19 protein-coding genes are annotated in these 17,608 nt (G+C 62.7%); 8 read left to right on the plus strand and 11 right to left on the minus strand.

All coding sequences use genetic code 11. From position 1 onward, the window contains the following. Positions 1-13: 13 nt before the first annotated feature. From ACN6KF_RS03960 to ACN6KF_RS03970, 3 genes are all read right to left on the minus strand, one after another. The gene (locus tag ACN6KF_RS03960; protein ID WP_434955585.1) at positions 14-2,071 is read right to left on the minus strand and encodes an elongation factor G; all 2,058 of its coding nucleotides are present in this window, start codon (positions 2,069-2,071) and stop codon (positions 14-16) included. Between the two features lie 214 nt (positions 2,072-2,285). After that, the gene (locus tag ACN6KF_RS03965) at positions 2,286-3,044 is read right to left on the minus strand and encodes an NAD-dependent epimerase/dehydratase family protein (RefSeq protein WP_434955586.1); all 759 of its coding nucleotides are present in this window, start codon (positions 3,042-3,044) and stop codon (positions 2,286-2,288) included. Positions 3,045-3,209: 165 nt separating this feature from the next. Next, the gene (locus tag ACN6KF_RS03970; RefSeq protein WP_187829720.1) at positions 3,210-3,371 is read right to left on the minus strand and encodes a hypothetical protein; all 162 of its coding nucleotides are present in this window, start codon (positions 3,369-3,371) and stop codon (positions 3,210-3,212) included. Between the two features lie 539 nt (positions 3,372-3,910). Between ACN6KF_RS03970 and ACN6KF_RS03975 the strand changes: the two genes are divergently transcribed. Beyond that, the gene (locus ACN6KF_RS03975) at positions 3,911-5,113 is read left to right on the plus strand and encodes a pyridoxal phosphate-dependent aminotransferase (protein WP_434955587.1); all 1,203 of its coding nucleotides are present in this window, start codon (positions 3,911-3,913) and stop codon (positions 5,111-5,113) included. 90 nt (positions 5,114-5,203) lie between these two features. Here the strand turns inward: ACN6KF_RS03975 and ACN6KF_RS03980 are convergent, their stop codons facing one another. The 5 genes from ACN6KF_RS03980 to ACN6KF_RS04000 form a co-directional block, all read right to left on the minus strand. After that, positions 5,204-5,689, minus strand: a complete 486-nt coding sequence (locus tag ACN6KF_RS03980; RefSeq protein ID WP_434955588.1) for an L-2-amino-thiazoline-4-carboxylic acid hydrolase — start codon at positions 5,687-5,689, stop codon at positions 5,204-5,206. Further along, positions 5,655-6,005, minus strand: a complete 351-nt coding sequence (locus ACN6KF_RS03985; RefSeq protein ID WP_434955589.1) for an SDR family oxidoreductase — start codon at positions 6,003-6,005, stop codon at positions 5,655-5,657. Before ACN6KF_RS03985 ends, ACN6KF_RS03980 begins: the two co-directional genes overlap by 35 nt. Beyond that, the gene (locus tag ACN6KF_RS03990) at positions 6,002-6,181 is read right to left on the minus strand and encodes an SDR family NAD(P)-dependent oxidoreductase (protein ID WP_434955590.1); all 180 of its coding nucleotides are present in this window, start codon (positions 6,179-6,181) and stop codon (positions 6,002-6,004) included. Before ACN6KF_RS03990 ends, ACN6KF_RS03985 begins: the two co-directional genes overlap by 4 nt. A gap of 170 nt (positions 6,182-6,351) precedes the next feature. Beyond that, entirely contained in the window at positions 6,352-6,705 is a 354-nt protein-coding gene (locus tag ACN6KF_RS03995) for a hypothetical protein (protein WP_434959605.1), read from the minus strand. After that, positions 6,705-8,324, minus strand: coding sequence for an FAD-dependent monooxygenase (locus ACN6KF_RS04000; RefSeq protein WP_434955591.1), 1,620 nt, complete (start codon positions 8,322-8,324; stop codon positions 6,705-6,707). The genes ACN6KF_RS03995 and ACN6KF_RS04000 overlap by 1 nt, the downstream gene beginning before the upstream one ends. A 98-nt stretch (positions 8,325-8,422) precedes the next feature. Between ACN6KF_RS04000 and ACN6KF_RS04005 the strand changes: the two genes are divergently transcribed. Further along, positions 8,423-8,860: a MarR family winged helix-turn-helix transcriptional regulator gene (locus tag ACN6KF_RS04005; RefSeq protein WP_434955592.1), complete on the plus strand. Its 438-nt coding sequence runs from the start codon at positions 8,423-8,425 to the stop codon at positions 8,858-8,860. Between the two features lie 115 nt (positions 8,861-8,975). On the opposite strand, the gene ACN6KF_RS04010 is transcribed toward ACN6KF_RS04005, so the two are convergent. Beyond that, positions 8,976-9,347 carry a septal ring lytic transglycosylase RlpA family protein gene (locus tag ACN6KF_RS04010; protein ID WP_434955593.1) on the minus strand — a complete coding sequence of 124 codons (372 nt, stop codon included), beginning with the start codon at positions 9,345-9,347 and terminating at the stop codon, positions 8,976-8,978. Between the two features lie 210 nt (positions 9,348-9,557). Between ACN6KF_RS04010 and ACN6KF_RS04015 the strand changes: the two genes are divergently transcribed. The 4 genes from ACN6KF_RS04015 to ACN6KF_RS04030 all read left to right on the plus strand — a co-directional run bounded on the left by ACN6KF_RS04015 (position 9,558) and on the right by ACN6KF_RS04030 (position 14,066). Then, positions 9,558-10,502 (plus strand): mitochondrial fission ELM1 family protein, encoded by a 945-nt coding sequence (locus ACN6KF_RS04015; RefSeq protein WP_434955594.1) that lies wholly within the window; start codon positions 9,558-9,560, stop codon positions 10,500-10,502. A 13-nt stretch (positions 10,503-10,515) separates the two neighbouring features. Next, complete coding sequence (gene trxB, locus ACN6KF_RS04020; protein WP_434955595.1) at positions 10,516-11,478, plus strand: thioredoxin-disulfide reductase; 963 nt, start codon at positions 10,516-10,518, stop codon at positions 11,476-11,478. Between the two features lie 194 nt (positions 11,479-11,672). Continuing rightward, on the plus strand, positions 11,673-12,563 hold the full coding sequence (locus ACN6KF_RS04025; RefSeq protein ID WP_434955596.1) for a LysR family transcriptional regulator: 891 nt from the start codon (positions 11,673-11,675) through the stop codon (positions 12,561-12,563). A gap of 1,104 nt (positions 12,564-13,667) precedes the next feature. Then, positions 13,668-14,066: a GFA family protein gene (locus ACN6KF_RS04030; RefSeq protein WP_434955597.1), complete on the plus strand. Its 399-nt coding sequence runs from the start codon at positions 13,668-13,670 to the stop codon at positions 14,064-14,066. 133 nt (positions 14,067-14,199) lie between these two features. Here the strand turns inward: ACN6KF_RS04030 and ACN6KF_RS04035 are convergent, their stop codons facing one another. After that, on the minus strand, positions 14,200-15,708 hold the full coding sequence (locus tag ACN6KF_RS04035; protein WP_434955598.1) for a winged helix-turn-helix domain-containing tetratricopeptide repeat protein: 1,509 nt from the start codon (positions 15,706-15,708) through the stop codon (positions 14,200-14,202). 135 nt (positions 15,709-15,843) lie between these two features. Here ACN6KF_RS04035 and ACN6KF_RS04040 point away from each other — a divergent pair, with 135 nt between their 5' ends. Next, the gene (locus ACN6KF_RS04040) at positions 15,844-16,089 is read left to right on the plus strand and encodes a DUF1127 domain-containing protein (RefSeq protein WP_434955599.1); all 246 of its coding nucleotides are present in this window, start codon (positions 15,844-15,846) and stop codon (positions 16,087-16,089) included. 90 nt (positions 16,090-16,179) lie between these two features. Then, on the plus strand, positions 16,180-16,830 hold the full coding sequence (locus ACN6KF_RS04045; RefSeq protein ID WP_434955600.1) for a TIGR02466 family protein: 651 nt from the start codon (positions 16,180-16,182) through the stop codon (positions 16,828-16,830). A gap of 12 nt (positions 16,831-16,842) precedes the next feature. Here the strand turns inward: ACN6KF_RS04045 and ACN6KF_RS04050 are convergent, their stop codons facing one another. Continuing rightward, the gene (locus ACN6KF_RS04050) at positions 16,843-17,595 is read right to left on the minus strand and encodes an SDR family NAD(P)-dependent oxidoreductase (RefSeq protein ID WP_434955601.1); all 753 of its coding nucleotides are present in this window, start codon (positions 17,593-17,595) and stop codon (positions 16,843-16,845) included. Between the last annotated feature and the right edge of the window lie 13 nt (positions 17,596-17,608).

Genomic DNA, 17,608 nt, shown 5'->3' on the forward strand with positions numbered 1-17,608 from the left:
GGGTGCCGGAGGACTATTGCGCCGCCTGCCGCGAAGCGACGATGGTGTCGGCCTGCCGCCCCGAGAGCTCGGCCAGATGGTCGAATCTGGATCGGAAAGTGCCGACGCCCGCGGTTGCCGAACGCAGTTCGATGATCAGGTCGGTGATCTCGGCTTCCGGGATCAGCGCCTGTACCACGTCCCAGCCTTCCCAGCCGTCGCGGGCATCGAAGCCGAGGATCTGGCCGCGCCGGGAGGAGACGATGGCGTTGGTCTTGGCCGTGGCATCCGAGGGCACCGAGATCTCCACCGCCAGCACCGGTTCCAGCAGCACGGGGCTGCATTGCGGCATCGCCTCGCTCATGCCGATGCGCGCCGCGGTCTGGAAGGCCATGTCAGAGGAATCCACCGTGTGGTAGGAGCCGTCGGTGAGGGCCACGCCGACATCGACGACCAGGAAGCCGAGCGGGCCGCGCTTGAGATAGTGCTTCACGCCTTCCTCGACCGAAGGGATGTAATTGCGTGGCACCACGCCGCCGGTGATCTTGTCGATGAAGGCAAAACCTTCGCCTCGCGGCAGCGGCATCACGTCGAGCACCACGTCGCCGAACTGGCCATGCCCGCCCGATTGCTTCTTGTGGCGTCCGCGCACGCCCGTCACCGATTTGCGAATGGTCTCGCGATAGCCGATCTGCGGCTGGTTCGAGTCGACGGCGACGCCGAATTTCGAGGCGAGCTTCTCCACCGCCACGCGCAGATGCATCTCGCCCTGACCGCGCAGTATGGTGTCGCCGAGTTCGGCATTCTGCTCCATGGCGAGCGCCTGGTCCTCGTCGGTGAGGCGTTGCAGGGCGGCCGAGAGCTTGACGTCGTCCTTGCGGTCGCGAGCCCGGACGGCGAGCGACATCACCGGTTGGGGGGCCTCGATCTCGGCCGGCCGGGGCACGGCCTTGCCGACAGCCAGCATGTCGCCGGTATGGGCGGCATCGACCTTGCCGAGCGCCACGGTATCCCCGATCTGCGCCTGCGTCGTCTTCTGGGTGGTCTGGCCCAGCAGCCGGGCACAGCCGGCGATACGGCCGGTCTCGCCGGAGGATGTCGTCACCGTCATGCCTTCCTGGAAGGCGCCGCTGAGCACGCGCGTCAACGAGAGCTTGCCGGCATGGGCGGTATGGAAGGTTTTCATGACATAGCCGAGAGGCTCCGATCCCGGCGTTATGCCGAGCCGTGCGGCGGTCTCATGAATGCAGGGCGCCTCATGGCGCAGCGCCTTCATCAGCCGCAGCATGCCGTTGCCATTGACCGCCGAGCCCATCAGAACCGGCACGGCCAGGCCGTCGCGCAACTCGTGGGCGAGATCGTCGAAGACCCGGTCGCGGGGGGGCTCGACCTCTTCGAGAAGCTGCTCCATCAGGGCATCGTCATGATCAGACAGTCGCTCCAGCATGGAATAGCGCGCATCCTTGCTTTCGTCGCGTTCGTCGGGCGGGATCTCCACCACCTGGGAGGCCGCGTGTTCCTGGTAGATGAAGGCCCGTTCGAGCGCGAGGTCGACATAGCCGACTGCAACGCCGTTCTTCCAGATCGGGATCTGGCGCAGCAGCAGCGGCAGACGGGAAGCCGGCTGCAGCAAAGGCAGGGCGTCGCGCACGCTCTGATGCGAATTGTCGATCTTGTTGAGGAAGAGAAAGCGCGGGATCTTCTGGTCTTCGAGTTCGCGCAGGATCAATTGGAGGGCCGGGACCTTCTTCTCATCGGCCTCGCAGACCACAACCGCCGCGTCGATCGCCGGCAGCACGGGCCGCATCTCGGCCAGGAACTCGATCGAGCCGGGGCAGTCGATGAAGGTATAGGTCTCGCCCATGAAGTCCACGGAGGCGATATTGGCCTCGACGCTCATGGTGTGGGCGCGCGCCTCGGCGCTGGCATCACCGATGCTGGAGCCGGCCGCCACGGTGCCCTGGCGCTGCAGGGCGCCCATGCGTGCGAGGATGGCTTCCAGAAGGGTCGTCTTGCCGCTTTGGAACGGGCCGACCAGGGCGATACAGCGCGGCCCGCTGGATCGTCTGCCGTTTGGAGTGTTCTGCGTCATTGTCGCGTCCCTCCTGTTCTGGCCGCCGCTCTTTTGGGCGGCTGACCAAAGCGTCGCGCCGATTGGAGGTCGTGGCAAGGGAAAAGTGACATGCGCTGCCGAAGGCGGCGGTGCCTATGCCGCCCGGCGGACCATTCTCTGTTTTTCATTTGAGCGAGATTGGGAGGCTCACACTCCGCATATCGGGCGGCGCTCCCTCATGAACAGACGACCGTCATCCCGGAAGGCGGAAATCGGCTCGCCAGCCAAGCTCGTCGGAAGCCTTGACGGTCGACAGTTCAGCGCTTGCTTCTGCGACATTATAGGCGCCGGGCCGGCCACGATCGATCGCGAGCAGCGCCGCCTGCGCCGCAGCATCGACATGCACGGACATCGCCCGGCTGGGGATGTCGCTGCCGGTGCCGGGCCCATAGAGATAACCGTAGCGCAGAACCACGCCTTCGATCGGCGCCTGGAGCACGGCATCCTCCAGGGCGATCACCCCATGCACGCTGACCGCGCCCGGGCCCTCGGCCCCGTGATTGAGGGGATCGGTTTCGATGTGCGGCAGCGGGCCGGGTGCATAGACCCAGGCAATGCTCTGGGCGATGATCCGCCGGGCTCCGGCCGCGAGAGCGGCAGCAACCAGATTGGCGCTGCCTTCGCGGCGAATGCGGGCATTGCGCGGCACGAATTCCGCCATGCGGGCCGGATCGAGGGCCGGGGGGAGATCGGTGAGCTGGTGGATGACGATTTCGGGTCTGGCGGCTGTCACGGCGGCGATCAGGGCGTCGCGGTCGAAGACGTCGACCACGACCGGTTCGGCGCCGAGTTTCCGCAAAATATCGGCTTTGGCAGGCGTGCGCGTCGTGCCGACGACCCGGTGACCGGCACGAAGGAGCAGGCGCGTGAGCGGCGCCCCGACGGCACCGGTGGCACCGGCCAGGAAAATGGTTCGAGGCAAAACGGTTGGGTGCGAAGCGGTTCGGGACATGGCTAACCTCGTTTCAGAGCGACTGGCTTCTGAAATAGCCTTGGCATGAGGTCAGCGAAAAGTGCCAAGAATTGCGTGAATGGCTGTACCAAAATGAAAATGCGCCGGATGGCGGGGGGACCATCCGGCGCGTTAGGCGACCAGTTCAATTCGCTTGCGGGGGGACTAGGCGAAGAACCCAATGGTCGCTGTTACTACTGTTGCAGTCGCGAGAAGTCCGACGAGCCAGAGCGCCAAGGTCAGTTGACGTTCTGCTTCAGCCGCCGAAACGCGCATGGCGCGGGTGTCGGCCTTGAGCATATGTGCGGTTGCCTGATTGACGGCCATCGTGATCTCCTCGAAACGCTCGACTGGAAAACATCTAACGTCCTGTCGTCTAAAACTTCGTCCGGCGAAACGAAGTGCGAAAACGCACGCGGCACTCAACTCGGTTACTTCCAACCACGCATCACGCCGCCAAGAACTCGGGTGGCCATGAAGCGCATCGGCTACAGTCAAAGCATCGCTGCCGATCACGGCAGGCTTTTGCGCGTTCTCGGGCGGCGGTGAGGAAGTTTCACGGCTTTGTTGTGTCGATGTTGCCCGGAGCCGGGCGCGTTCATGGCTGAGCGCGCCTGCTCCATAGCTCTTTGGTTTGACACGCCTTTGCGGTTCTCGCCGTCACCGTCAAATCCCAGGATGGTTTAGGAATGAACCCGCGCAGCCTCTCCGGCAAGTTGTGCATTGGACGTAATCTTTGCGCTTGAACGGAGGCTGGCCCGCGCCTAAGCAGAAGCGCGCCCTTCGGGGCGGGCAGGGGGCCGCCCGTGAGGCCGCCTCGCGTTCCCTACACCCGCTTCATCCACGGCTTACAGGAGTTTCCAGCCATGGCTTTTCTCGCCGACGCCCTCTCGCGCATCAAGCCTTCCGCGACCATCGCGGTGAGCCAGAAAGCGCGCGAACTGAAAGCGGCGGGACGCGACATCATCGGCCTTGGCGCCGGCGAGCCCGACATGGACACGCCCGACAACATCAAGAAGGCCGCGGTCGACGCCATGATGCGTGGGGAAACGAAATATCCGCCCGTCTCCGGCATTCCGCAGTTGCGCGAAGCTATCGCCGCCAAATTCAAGCGTGAGAACGGCCTCGACTACAAGCCCTCGCAGACCATCGTCGGCACCGGCGGCAAGCAGATCCTGTTCAACGGCCTGATGGCCACGCTGAACACAGGCGACGAGGTCGTCATTCCCACGCCCTATTGGGTCTCCTATCCGGAGATGGTGGCCCTGTGCGGCGGTACGCCGGTCTTCGCCGAAACCACGCTGGCCACCAATTTCAAGCTGTCGCCCGAGGCGCTGGAAAAGGCGATCACGCCGAAGACGAAATGGTTCATCTTCAACTCGCCCTCCAATCCGTCAGGCGCCGCCTATAGCCGTGGCGAATTGAAGGCGTTGACCGACGTGCTACTGCGCCATCCCCATGTCTGGGTGATGACCGACGACATGTATGAGCATCTCGTCTATGGCGACTTCGCCTATTACACGCCGGCCCAGGTCGAGCCCAAGCTCTATGACCGCACCCTCACCATCAACGGCGTCTCCAAGGCCTATTCGATGACCGGCTGGCGCATCGGCTATGCCGCCGGCCCCGAGGCGCTGATCAAGGCGATGGACATGATCCAGGGCCAGCAGACTTCGGGCGCCTGCACCATCGCGCAATGGGCGGCGGTGGAAGCGCTCAACGGCACGCAGGACTTCATCCCCGAGCGCCGCAAGATCTTCGAGGGCCGCCGCGACCTGATCGTAGGCATGCTCAACCAGGCCAAGGGTATCCAGTGCCCAACGCCGGAAGGCGCCTTCTACGTCTACCCCTCCTGCGCCGGCACCATTGGCAAGAAGGCGCCCAGCGGCAAGGTGATCGAGACGGATGAGGACTTCGTTTCGGAACTGCTGCAGGCCGAAGGGGTTGCGGTAGTGCATGGCTCGGCTTTCGGCCTCGGCCCGAATTTCCGCATCTCCTACGCAACCTCGACCGAGGCGCTGGAAGAGGCCGGCCGCCGCATCCAGCGCTTCTGCAACACGCTGGTCTGATCTTCCGGCATCAAGATATAATCAGGCCTGCCTCCTCAGGGGGCGGGCTTTTTTATTGGGCGGAGGGCATGACGACGCTGCGATAGTAGCTCACTGCTCGCTCTTCTCCGTAATCCGGGTCAGGCAGCAGCCCTCCTTTCCCGGGGACCAAAGCTCGATCTCATAGTCGAAGCCCGCTGCTTCCAGGGTCGCCTCGTCGAGCGCCGAGGCGCAGTAAAGCAAGGTAACGATTTCCTCCTCACTGCATCCGGCCTCAATCCATGCATCCTTGATGGGGCACGCCATCATCTTCACTTCGAGGCATGTGCTGTCGAGCCGCCGGATGTCCGGACAAAACACGGATCCATCATCGGGCGATCTTGCAAAGCCTCTCGCCATGCATTCGAAGTCCCTCGGGGCGCAGCCCGCGAGCGACTTGCCGATCCGAAGGCCGTGGGCACGGCTGGCGCTGCGCATCACATCTTTGGCTTCGTCTTTGCCGTAGCGGGCGTTGAGTTCCCGAAAGACCATGAGATAGGCGGTGCCTCGGTCCTTGATGGCGTCATACAGTAATTTGTTGGTCGGTCTGTTGATCACTACCCTTTCCTCCCAGCTTTCGGCCGGCGCAGGCTTCTCCTATTCCGCGATGGTTTCTGCATCTGCCTTCCGCCACGATTGTGAGCCGCGCTTCCCGGTTTGGCACGATCACACTTTCGGGTCCGGATTTTCCGTATGCCCGTCTACGGCAATGATCATGCTTGGCGAACAGGAAGGCGCCCTCGAGATTGACCATCAGGCAATGCCGCCAATCCGCGACCTCGATATCCTCGATTGGAGCCGTGGGGCCGGCGATGCCGGCATTGGCGCACAAGACATCGAGCCCATCCCAGGAGGCGCGGATCCGCGCGATCAAGGCTTCACGGTGGCCTCATCGCAGACGTCGAGCTGCTCGCGTTCCCAGACAGGCGGGCAGGAGGCCAGGGCGTCTGCGTCGACGGCCCAGACATGCGCGCCCGCCTTATGAAACGTCTCGGCCATGGTCCGGCCGATGCCGCTGCCTCCCGCCGTGATCAGAACGCGCTTGTCCATGGTGCTGCCCCCTTGGTTCGCCCGCCGGGCTAAGAGGAGGCTACGCTTGTGGGTACCCGGCGCAGGGGCGGGAAGCGACGGAAAGCGTGCCTGCTGCGACCTGAATCCGGGCTCCGACTGTCTCAGGGGCTATCGCCGCCTACGACCGCTGCTCAATGGTACAGGTCCCTTCAGCGCTGCCGAATTCCGGCCGCGAGCCACAGGCCGGACACCAGGACCACCACCAGCGCGGCATGGAACATCTTGTCGCCGCTCGTCTGCGGTCCGATGCCGATTGCGATCATCACGGTGCCGACCAGCGTACCGAGAAGCGCAAGGCCTTGAGCTGCGAGGGCGGTGAGGCGCACGAGGGACGGGCGAGCCAAGGCGGTGACGAGACCCAACGCCAGCACCACGGCGATGATCCCCTCCGCAGTGGCGGCCCTCGAATCGAGCCCTCCAATGGGCAGGAGGCCGCCGTGTACCATGGAAGCGCCGGCAAAAAGTGCGATGTCGAGGGCGAGCAGGGTTGCGATCCGCGCCATCACGGCACTGGCACCGCGTTTCCGACCGCTCCCAGACCGAGGAGGCGCACAGCGGCGGACAGGGCTTCGGCGGGTTCGGTTTTCCCCTGAGGCGAACGCCAGGCGACGAAGCCGTCCGGCCGCACCAGCACCGCTCCATCGGGATCGAGGCCATAGGCGGTCGGCCAGCGGCCGTCGATGTCGACGATATCACTGTCCGGCCCGATGATCTCACAAGCGAGCGGCAGGGCGAGCTGCCGACGAGCCTCCTCCACGGCCTGGCGCCAGACAGCCTTGCTGGCCAGCAGCACGAAATCGCCGCCGAAGAGATCGAGGCTGGACAGGCGCTGCCCGTCGCATTCGAGCCAAAGATGCGGGGCGCGGGTGCCGGGCCGCCCCGCCAGCATCGTATGCGCCTCGAAGGGACCATCCGATGCAGGACCTGCGGGCAGAAAGGCACCGGCGTCGAAGCGCTGGCCGAATACGACGTCATAATCCGGCACGAGCGGTGCCGCCGGTGGCAAGCGCTTGGAGGGATCCTTGAACCAGCTTTGCAGGCGCGCGAGGGCCTGGGCCAGCGTCGCCTGCACAACAGGTCGGCGCTCGACGTCATAGCTGTCGAGCAGGCTCGGCCCCGCCTCGCCCTTCAGCACCATGGCCAGCTTCCAGGCAAGGTTGTGGGCGTCGTGAATGCCGGTATTGCCGCCGAAGGCGCCGGTCGGCGGCATCAGATGGGCGGCGTCTCCGATGAGGAAGGTTCGGCCCTGGCGAAAGCGATCAGCAATGGACGCGGCAACGTCCCATGCCCTGATGTCGATCGGCTCTGCCTTGATGTCGGAGCGGCCGGCGGCGCGGATCGCGAGGTCGTGGCAGCGGGCCGCATCGAAGTCCTCCAAGCGCTCGCCCTTCTGCGGATAATATTGCAACGCCAGCAGCCAGCGACCGCCGGCCCGCGGCGTGACAGCGCCGTTGAGATCGGTGATGAAACAGGAAGTGAAGCGCCGGTCCTGCAGGATTGGCGGCAGGTCGGTATCGAAGATGATGCTGATCCAATGCTGCAGCGAGCCGGGGCCGCTGCAGCCGATGCCGAGCCGCTCGCGCATGCCGCCATTGGCGCCGTCGGCCGCGATCGCATAGTCGGCGTACACGACCTCCTCTTCCCCGCTGGCGAGGTTGCGGATGCGGGCGCGCACCCCTCGGGCGTCCTCGTCGAAACCTTCGAGTTGGCTGTTGAAGCGGATGTCTGCGCCATGGTGTTCCGCATGGCGGCGCAGGATCGGTTCCAGCACGTGCTGGTCGCAGGTGGCAGGCTGGGTGGGGCTGAACGGATGGGCGTCCGGCCAGCCAAGATCGCTCCAATGGATATCGGGGTCGGCGAGGCTTTTCGCCCGCGCAATGCCGCCACCTTGCTGATCGCCGGTCCGCTCGGCGCGAATTTCGGCCTCCAGGCCGATGCTGCGAAAGATTTCCATGCTGCGCGGCGAGATGCCGGTGAATTTGTACTGGATCGAGGTGCCGGGGTGCCGCTCCACCACGAGGCAGCGTACGCCCCGACAGGCCAGCAGCGCGGCCGCGGTCAGACCGGTGAGGCCGCCGCCGACGATGAGCACCGACGTTCTGATTTCCGGTGTGGTTCCCATGGCTATCGTCTCCTTTTGATGTTATTTTGATTGACTAAAATATTTTAATAGTCAAATATTTTTATCGAACGAATTTTCGTGCCTTGGAGAATGCCCGCATGACGCCGTCGGATCGCAACCCTGAATCCGCGTCCGCGGCCTGGCGGTTGATGTTCGATTTTCTGATGCGCTCTTCGCCACAGCGGCTGGAGAGCCTGCACAGCCGCGGCCTGACCCCCAACGACTCACGGGTTTTATTCACGCTGGACCAGGAAGAGGCGCGTCCGATCGGTACGCTGGCGCGGCAATGGGGTTCCGATCCCTCGACGGCAACCTGGCTGGTTGATCGGTTGGAACGGGCAGGCCTTGCCGAGCGCTCGCCGGCGCCTGGTGACCGCCGGGTGAAGCTGGTGCGGCTCACCGAAAAGGGAGAGGCGACCCGCAAGGCACTGATGGAGGAATATTATCGCACCCCGCTCGAGGTCGCGGCTCTTTCCGCCGGCGATCTGGAGGACCTGATCCGGATCTTCTCCAAATTGAACCAAAGTGGGGAATGATCAGGCCTCATTGCGGCGCTTGAAGTCCGGGCAACAGTAAAAAACAAGCAACGACAAAAGAAAAAGGGCAGCCCGAAGGCCGCCCCAATTCGCTCGTCTTCTCGTTATTGCTCGCTTAGCGGGATGCGAGACGCTCCATCTTCACCTTGGCGGTGCCGGAGGACACCATGCCGACGGCGCGGGCCGCGCCGAGGGACAGATCGAGGACACGGCCCTTGGCGAAGGGACCCCGGTCGGTGATGCGCACCACGACCTTCTTGCCGTTGCGCAGGTTCGTCACCTGCAGCTTGGTTCCGAAGGGCAGGGAGCGATGCGCGGCAGTCAGGCCGCCCGGATTGAAACGTTCGCCATTGGCCGTGCGGCGACCGCTAAATTCCTTGCCGTAGTAGGAGGCCACACCGACGGAGTCAGCATAGCTAGTTCCCGTCATCGTTAGTAGAGTAATTGCTGCGGCAAAAAATGTAGCGTTCGTCGTTTTAGACGTCATTCAGTCAAGCTCTCAAATGTTGGGGATGTGCGGGGTTATAAGGTGAATTGTGTTCTCAATATGATTGAAAAAAAAGCACCGATAAGCTCAGGGACTTAGCTTTATTGTCAGAGCTGTGAGACATTAGTCTCGACTGGATTTCGAGATGAAATTCGCTTCTGATTTGAGCGTGATGGCGCGCGCCGGCAGGGACGTGCTAAGAGCGCCGTCATGGCTCTGATTTGGACCCTCACGGACGGCAAGGCGGGCGATGCTCTGCAGTGCCTCGGCGTCGCCGAGGCGGTGCTGGCGCAGGCCGGCGGTAGCATCGTGGAACACAAGGTATCACCGCGGCGCCTGTTCGCTCTTGCCATGCCCTGGGGACCGCCTGATCCCCTCGATCTCAAGGGACTGACGCCTCCCTGGCCGGATCTGGCCATCGCCTCCGGCCGGCGTGCCGTGCGCTATCTCGCCTGGCTGAAGCGGCGCTCGCCATCGACGCTCACCGTGTTCTTGAAGGATCCGCGCACGGGAACCGGTGCGGCTGACATCATCTGGGTGCCGGCGCATGACCGCCTGCGGGGTGCCAATGTGCTGGCGACGCTGACCTCGCCGCATCGGCAGGCACCGGCCGTGTTGGCGGCGGCACGCGCGGATGTACGCGCCGAACTGTTCGCCTTGCCGCAACCGCGCGTCGCCGTGTTGGCGGGCGGCCCCTCCAAGGACGTGGCCTTTGGCAGCGATGATGTCGACGGCTTCGTCTCGGCGCTGTCACGTCTGGCCGAAAGCGGGGCGGGGCTGATGGTCACGCCCTCGCGCCGGACGCCGCCCGCCATGGCGCAGGCGATCGCGCAAGCCCTCACGGGCAAGCCGGCCTGGATCTGGGACGGGAAGGGTGCCAATCCCTATGCGGAGATGCTGGCGTTGGCCGATGCTTTCGTGGTTACCGCCGATTCAGCCAACATGCTCAGTGAGGCGGCGGCGACCGGAAAGACCATCCATGTCTATCTGCCAAAAGGCGTTCCGGCCAAGATCATGCGGCTTGTCGATGGCCTGATTGTGCACGGGGCTGTGGTGAAGTTCGATGGGCATCTTGAAAACCACCCCTATGAACCCCTAGATTCAACCCCTTTGATTGCTCAAGAAATCCTCGCGCGCCTTCGCGCTGCATCCTGATTGGAAACCCGGTATGGCTACCCGTCACTCCAAGCTCATCATCCTCGGCTCGGGCCCGGCGGGTTATACCGCAGCGATTTACGCTGCGCGCGCCAATTTGTCGCCCCTGCTGATCTCCGGCATCCAGCCCGGCGGCCAGCTCACCATCACCACCGATGTCGAGAACTATCCCGGCTTTTCCTCGGTGATCCAGGGCCCCTGGCTGATGGAGGAGATGCGCAAGCAGGCCGAGCACATGGGCACGGGCATGGTTTCCGACCATATCTCCAAGGTCGACCTGTCGCAGCGTCCTTTCCGCCTGGAAGGGGATACGGGTGACGTCTATTTCGCCGATGCCCTGATCATCGCCACTGGCGCCCAGGCCAAATGGCTGGAAATGCCGTCGGAGGAGAAATTCCGCGGCTTCGGTGTCTCGGCTTGCGCGACCTGCGACGGTTTCTTCTTCCGCAACCGCAACGTCATCGTGGTCGGTGGCGGCAACACGGCGGTGGAAGAGGCGCTCTACCTCGCCAATATCGCGGCCAAGGTGACGGTGGTGCATCGGCGTGACCATTTCCGTGCCGAGAAGATCCTGCAGGACCGGCTGTTCAAGCATCCCAATATCGAGGTGGTCTGGAACAGCGCGCTCGACGAGATCGGCGGCAACGAGATCCCCCTGGGTGTCACCCACGTCAATCTGCGCAATGTCGAAACCGGCGTCGTGACCAAACACGATACGGACGGCGTCTTCATCGCTATCGGCCACAAGCCCGCCTCCGAGCTCTTTGCAGGACAACTTACCTTCAAGAATGGCGGCTATATCCAAACCGTTGTTGGTACGACGGCGACCAGCGTGCCGGGCGTCTATGCTGCGGGTGACGTTGCCGACGACGTCTATCGTCAGGCCGTCACCGCGGCCGGCATGGGCTGCATGGCGGCGCTCGAGGCGGAAAAATGGCTTGCTGCCGAGGAAGTCCACAGGGAAGCAGCGGAATAAATCGATTTCCGCCCTAAATTCGCCACCCGTTTCAAACTTCTAGGCAATCATCATATACTCTGCGCAAATCAGATCTTCGCGCGTCGCCAAATATGACGTTGAACCAAATACGACGTTGAATTCGGGCGGCGTTGAACCGAAGCAAAGCAAGGGTCGAAGCGCAGAATCTGGAGCGGGGCTGAACTGGGTGCTTCATGGATTGGGATAAGCTCAAGGTCTTTCACGCGGCTGCGGAGGCCGGCAGCTTCACGCATGCGGGCGACGTGCTCGGATTGTCGCAGTCGGCGGTCAGCCGGCAGGTCTCCGCTTTGGAGGGGGACCTGCGCACGCCGCTGTTCCATCGCCATGCGCGCGGGCTGATCCTGACCGAACAGGGTGAGATGCTGTTCCGCACCACCCAGGATGTCATGCTCAAGCTGGAAGCAGCGATGGGCGCCCTCAGCGACAGCCGGGAAAAGCCGAATGGCGAATTGCGCCTGACCACCACGGTCGGTCTCGGCACCTATTGGCTGACGCCGCGCATCGGGGAGTTTCTCGACCTCTATCCCGATATGCGTCTCAAGCTTCTGCTGACCGAGCAGGAACTCGATCTGGGCATGCGTGAAGCCGATGTCGCGCTGCGCATGCGCCAGCCCGAGCAGGGGGATCTCATCCAGCGCCGGCTTTTCACGGTGCATTTCCATGCCTATGCCGCGCCTGAATACATCAAGCGCTTCGGCCAGCCGCGCAGCATTGAGGATATCGACCGTCATCGCATCATCAGCTTCGGCGGTACGGCTGGCAGCTTTCTGCAGGCCATCAACTGGCTGAACACGGTGGGTCGTGATCCCAAGGATCCGCGCGAGCCGGTATTCGAGGTCAATAATCTGGGTGGCGTCAAGACCGCGGTGGAGAAGGGGGTCGGTCTCGCCGTGCTGCCCGATTATCTCGTCGGTCGCGAGTCGACGCTGGTCCAGGTGCTGACCGATGCGGAAATGCCGCAGCTCGAGACCTATTTCGTCTATCCCGAGGAGATGAAGAATCTGGCTCGTATCCAGGTTCTCAGGGATTTCCTGGTCAGCAAGGCCCAGCGCTGGGCCTTCTAGGCTCAAAGCCACTCATTCGAGCATCGTCGAGTTTGCACGATCTTTGTCCAGGGCAATCGGGTGAAGGCGTTTTGTCATCCTCAGCCCCGACTTGCTTTGCAAGTCGGGGCGGGGACGCGTTGCAGCGCGAAGCGCTGAAGTGCAGATCCGGGATCGCATGACGGAAAAAGCGCTCCTATCGGCTTGCGATCCCCGGACCTAACTATTGTTTGGTCTGACTGCGCCGCGTCATGAATGACGCAACGCGCGCGGGATGACCGCATGGGCGTTCATCCGATTGCCCTAATCTTTGTCATTGCCGGGCTTGACCCGATGCTTGGTTCCACGCCCGGCTTTTTGAATAGCGGGGTCAAATCCGGCTATGCCACATCGGAACGTTGCTCACTTAAGTGAATTTCGTGGCTGCTAAACCAGGTACGTCGGCCATCTTGCCTGTTTTTGCAGCAAGGGTGCATTGCGCGGCCGCCTGATCAAGGATCAGGCGAAGAGGGTGCGCATTTCAGTGGCAATTGCATCTATGCGCAGCACGCAGGGCCGGCATGTGAAAGAATGCATTGCAGCAGGGGGCCGGCAAATATAATCTCAGCCTTGTCAGACGTTCGGGCCATCATCCTCCCGGTGGCGACCTGGAGCATCTGACGTTCCCCTCTGGATGGTGACTTTTGGACTTTGTCCAAGCTACGGCCGGGTTCGTCCCGGCCGTCTTTTTTTGTCCAAAGCGCAAGACGGTAGCTTTCTACAGCCTGTTTCATCAGCACATTGCTACATGACAACTTTGTAACAACGCTGACAGGGAAAGTTTTTATTTCCTTCATTATTGGCGCGTGCCCTGATTGCAGGGCGTGATTCTGGATCGGGACGTGTCCAACCCCCTCAATGTCGATGGAAGAATGCTGCTTAGCCGGCATCTATGTACCGCTGGACGGTTCTGTCAGGATTGAACCCCGGCGAGCGCGGGAGCAGCAGGATTATGTTTTGGGCAGCTCGCCCCGGGATGCCCGGCGCGATTTGGCCGCAGGACAACCCACTCACAGGGAACGATAGTTATGGGCATGTGGTTCGTTGTAACCATCTGAATCGCTTGGTTTCTGGGGGAGGCGCAGCATGGACCGATTCACCGGTGGTTGCCTGTGCGGCAATGTCCGACTCGTGGCATCGGGACGCCCATATCGGGTCGGCCTTTGTCACTGTCTCGACTGCCGCAAACATCATGGGGCGCTTTTCTATGCTGCCGCCGTGTTCCCTCAGGAGGCGGTGATGATCGGTGGCGAGACCCGTGACTATGCGGGGCGGTTTTTCTGTCCTCGCTGCGGCTCGTCTGTTTTCGCCCGCAGTGGGGACGAAATCGAAGTGCATCTGGGGACCCTCGATGCTCCTGACCAGTTGATGCCGACCTATGAAAGCTGGACCCTCCGTCGCGAGTCGTGGTTGCCGTCGTTTCCGCTCGCGAAACGATATGAGCATGATCGTGAAGCCACGGGCCGCTTCGAGGACGAGGGCTAAAGCATTTTCCAGAAAAGTTGACAGACTTTTCGATTAAGAAAACGCGCCAAAGCAAAGAATTAGAGAAGAATGACGATTCGGAGAAAAGCCATTCTTCTCTAGAAAAATTGCGATTTCCGCGAATCGCGATTTTTCATGCCGGAAGACCGGCCTTTCGGCAGCCGTCGACGAAATGCTCGAGTGTCGTGGCGTCACGGAAGGGCTCCGTCTCGGCCCAATGGCGGATTGTGAAATGCGGGTTGCCGACGAGAAACAGTTCGACTTCCGCGCGGGCTTCGTCGAGCCGGCCCAGTTGGGCAAGGCTTGCCGCGAGAAAACGGCGCGAACTTGTACGATAGGTCTCGTCCCGGCGCAGGGTCTCGATCGCAGCTTCGTAGTCGCCGGCGGCATATTGCGCCTGGCCGAGCGTCAGATAGTACCAGCTCGCCGGAAACGGGTTCAGCCTGAAAGCCTTGCGGATATGCTCGAGGCCTTCCTCGACCCGCCCGGCCAGGACCGAGATGTCGGATAAAACAGCCCAGATGTCGGCCTCGTTCGGGTCGAGTTCGATTGCCTTGGCGAATTGAGCATCCGCCTCGGCGAAGCGGCGCTCATAGGCAAGCAGGTAAGCCAGGACCCACCGGCACCCGGCATCGTTTGGACCGAGCTCTACGGCCTTGCGTGCCAGCTCCAATGCAATGCCGCGGGACGCTTCGGTTGGCCCGCCCGAATGCACCCATCCCATCCAATGGTTCATGGCAAGCCAGCGGTACGGCTCCGCATAATCAGGATCGAGCGAAACCGCGCGCATGAGCATCAGATGCGCTTCCTGAGCCGTCTGCGGCGAATCATCCATCAATTTGCGCGCCCGCACGCACAGATCGTAGGCCTCGAGATTTCTGGGTGGATTGCGTGGCAGCGGCGCGCGCAGCCGGCCGAGCAAAGCTTCGACGATCTTGCCGGTGACCTCGTCCTGAACGGCAAAGATGTCTTCCAGGCCGCGGTCGAAGCGCTCGGCCCACAGATGGTCACCGCTCACGGCGTCGACCAACTGCGCGTTGATGCGCACGCGTCCGGCAGCGCGTCTTGCGCTGCCCTCCAGCAGGTAGCGCACGCCCAAATCCTGCGCGATGCCGCGTACGTCCATCGCCTTTCCCTTATAGGCAAAGGCCGAGTTGCGGGCGATGACGAACAGGCCCGAGATCCCCGACAGGTCGGTGATCAGGTCCTCGGTCAGCCCGTCGGTGAAGGATTCCTGCTCGGGATCGTTGCTGACATTCACGAAGGGCAGCACGGCTATCGATGGCTTGCCGGGCAAAGGCAGGGGCTTTCGCTGCTCTCGACCAAGCTGTTCGACGGCGCCGGTGAACCGGTAGCCGACGCGAGGAACCGTGACGATCCATTCGCCACCATCGGCGGCCGGGCCGAGGAGCTTGCGCAGTTGCGCGATCTGGACGGTGAGATTGCCTTCCTCGACCGCCATGCCCGGCCAGGCCGCATCCATCAACGCGGCCTTGCCCAGGATCTCGCGGGGGTTTTCGACGAGGGCCGCGAGCAACTTCAACCCGCGATAGCCAATGGCAACGGGAGCCTCGTCCCGAAGGAGCGTTCCCGCGCCGGAATCGAGCACGAACGGACCAAAGGCAAAGCGCGATCCCTGCATGGGGCGCAATCTATAGCCCTTTTGGAAGTTTTGAGAACTATTTGGGAAAGCTTAAGTACGACGCCGTTCGTATCCCGCAGAATTCAACCTCATTCAGGTCGAGGGTCCCCGGACCCGAACCCTATGGAGGTTGTCATGAACGATATTCCCACCCTTGGTTCGGCGCCGCATCAGGCGGCATGGTCAGGACCGTGTGACATGCCGCGCCGGCGCTTCAGCCTGGCGATGCTGCCGAGAATGATCGCGGCCTGGCGCAAGCGGATCTATTTTCGCAGGGACCTGGAGGAAATGGCGAAAGCCAATCCCCATTTGATCGACGATATCGGCATGAAGAAGTGGCAAGTCGAGACAGAGATCGCCAAGCACTTCTGGGAACGATAGGGGAATGTTCCGGCAACGCCCCCAGCCTGTCGAGGGGCATCTGGGAGCCCGGCTTTGGCCGACTGAAATCCCGCTCAGATGATAAGCGGCTTGACAGGCGAGCCTTCGCTCGGCCACTTCCTCGCCATGGCCGAGATCAAGACCCTTTTCGTTACCAAGCTCTACCGTGCCGAACTCGGCGAGGCGCAGGCGCCGCTCGCCGAGATCGACGCAACCTGCCGCTCCCTTGCCGAAGACGACGAGGCCGGTCAGGCCTGGTGCCACAAGCACGGCTATCCAGGCTATACCTCCTACGCTTCCCTGAACGACCTGCCCTGGCGCTTTCCGGCGATCAAGCAACTTGTGAAGGCGCTCGATGGCCATGTCGCTGTCTTTGCCAAGGAGCTCGAATTCGATCTTGGCCGCGACAAGCTCAAGCTCGACGACATCTGGGTCAATGTGCTGCCGGAGGGCGGTGTGCACACCTCGCATATCCACCCGCGCTCGGTGATCTCGGGCACCTATTATGTGGCCACGCCGAAGGGCTCCAGCGCGCTCAAGCTGGAGGATCCGCGGCTCGGCCTGATGATGGCGGCACCCCCCCGCAAGGCCAAGGCTGGCGGGGAACAGCGGCCCTTCGTCTATGAGGCGCCCCAGGCCGGTACGGTGCTGCTGTGGGAGAGCTGGCTGCGCCACGAGGTGCCGATCAACCAGGCGGACGAGGAGCGAATCAGCGTCAGCTTCAATTATCGCTGGCGCTGAGGCGGGCCCGACTCAATAGGTAGCGCGGCCGCCAGAGGCATCGAAGACCGCGCCGGTGGCAAAGGAGCATTCTTCGCTCGCGAGCCAGGCGATCATGGAAGTGACTTCATCGACCTTGCCGAACCGGCCCATCGGGATCTTGGACAGCATGTAGTCGATATGGGCCTGCGCCACCTGCTTGAGAATGGGCGTATCGATCGTGGCCGGCGCGATGACATTGGCGGTGACGCCGCTCTTCGCCAGTTCCTTGCCCAGCGCCTTGGTGAAGCCGATCACCGCGGCTTTCGAGGCCGAATAGGCCGAAGCGGTGGGATTGCCTTCCTTACCCGCAATCGAGGCCAGATTGACGATGCGGCCATAGCCGCGCTTCTTCATCATCGCCGCGATGAAACGGTTGGCATAGAACAAGCCGTTCACATTGATCTCGAAGATGCGCTTCCATTCGTCGATCGGATAGTCGATCACCGGTGCGTTGCGCCCGGCGACACCGGCCGAGCAGATGAGCGCATCGATCTGGCCGAGATGGCGTTCGGAGGTCTTGGCGGCGGCCTCCACCGCCTCCGGATTGGTGACGTCGACCACTAGGCCAAAAGTGCCCGAGCCGATCTGCGCTTTCGCCGCGTCGATACGGGTGGCGTCGACGTCCCAGATCATGATCCGACCGCCCTCGGCGGCAATGCGCCTGGCGCTGGCGAGGCCGATGCCGGACGCCCCGCCGGTGATGACGGCGCTTCGGCCTTTGAAACGATCGGCGAAGAGGGCCATGGCAGCGCTTTCT

The sequence above is a fragment of the Labrys methylaminiphilus subsp. lupini genome, from assembly GCF_051161885.1.
Lineage (GTDB): Bacteria > Pseudomonadota > Alphaproteobacteria > Rhizobiales > Labraceae > Labrys.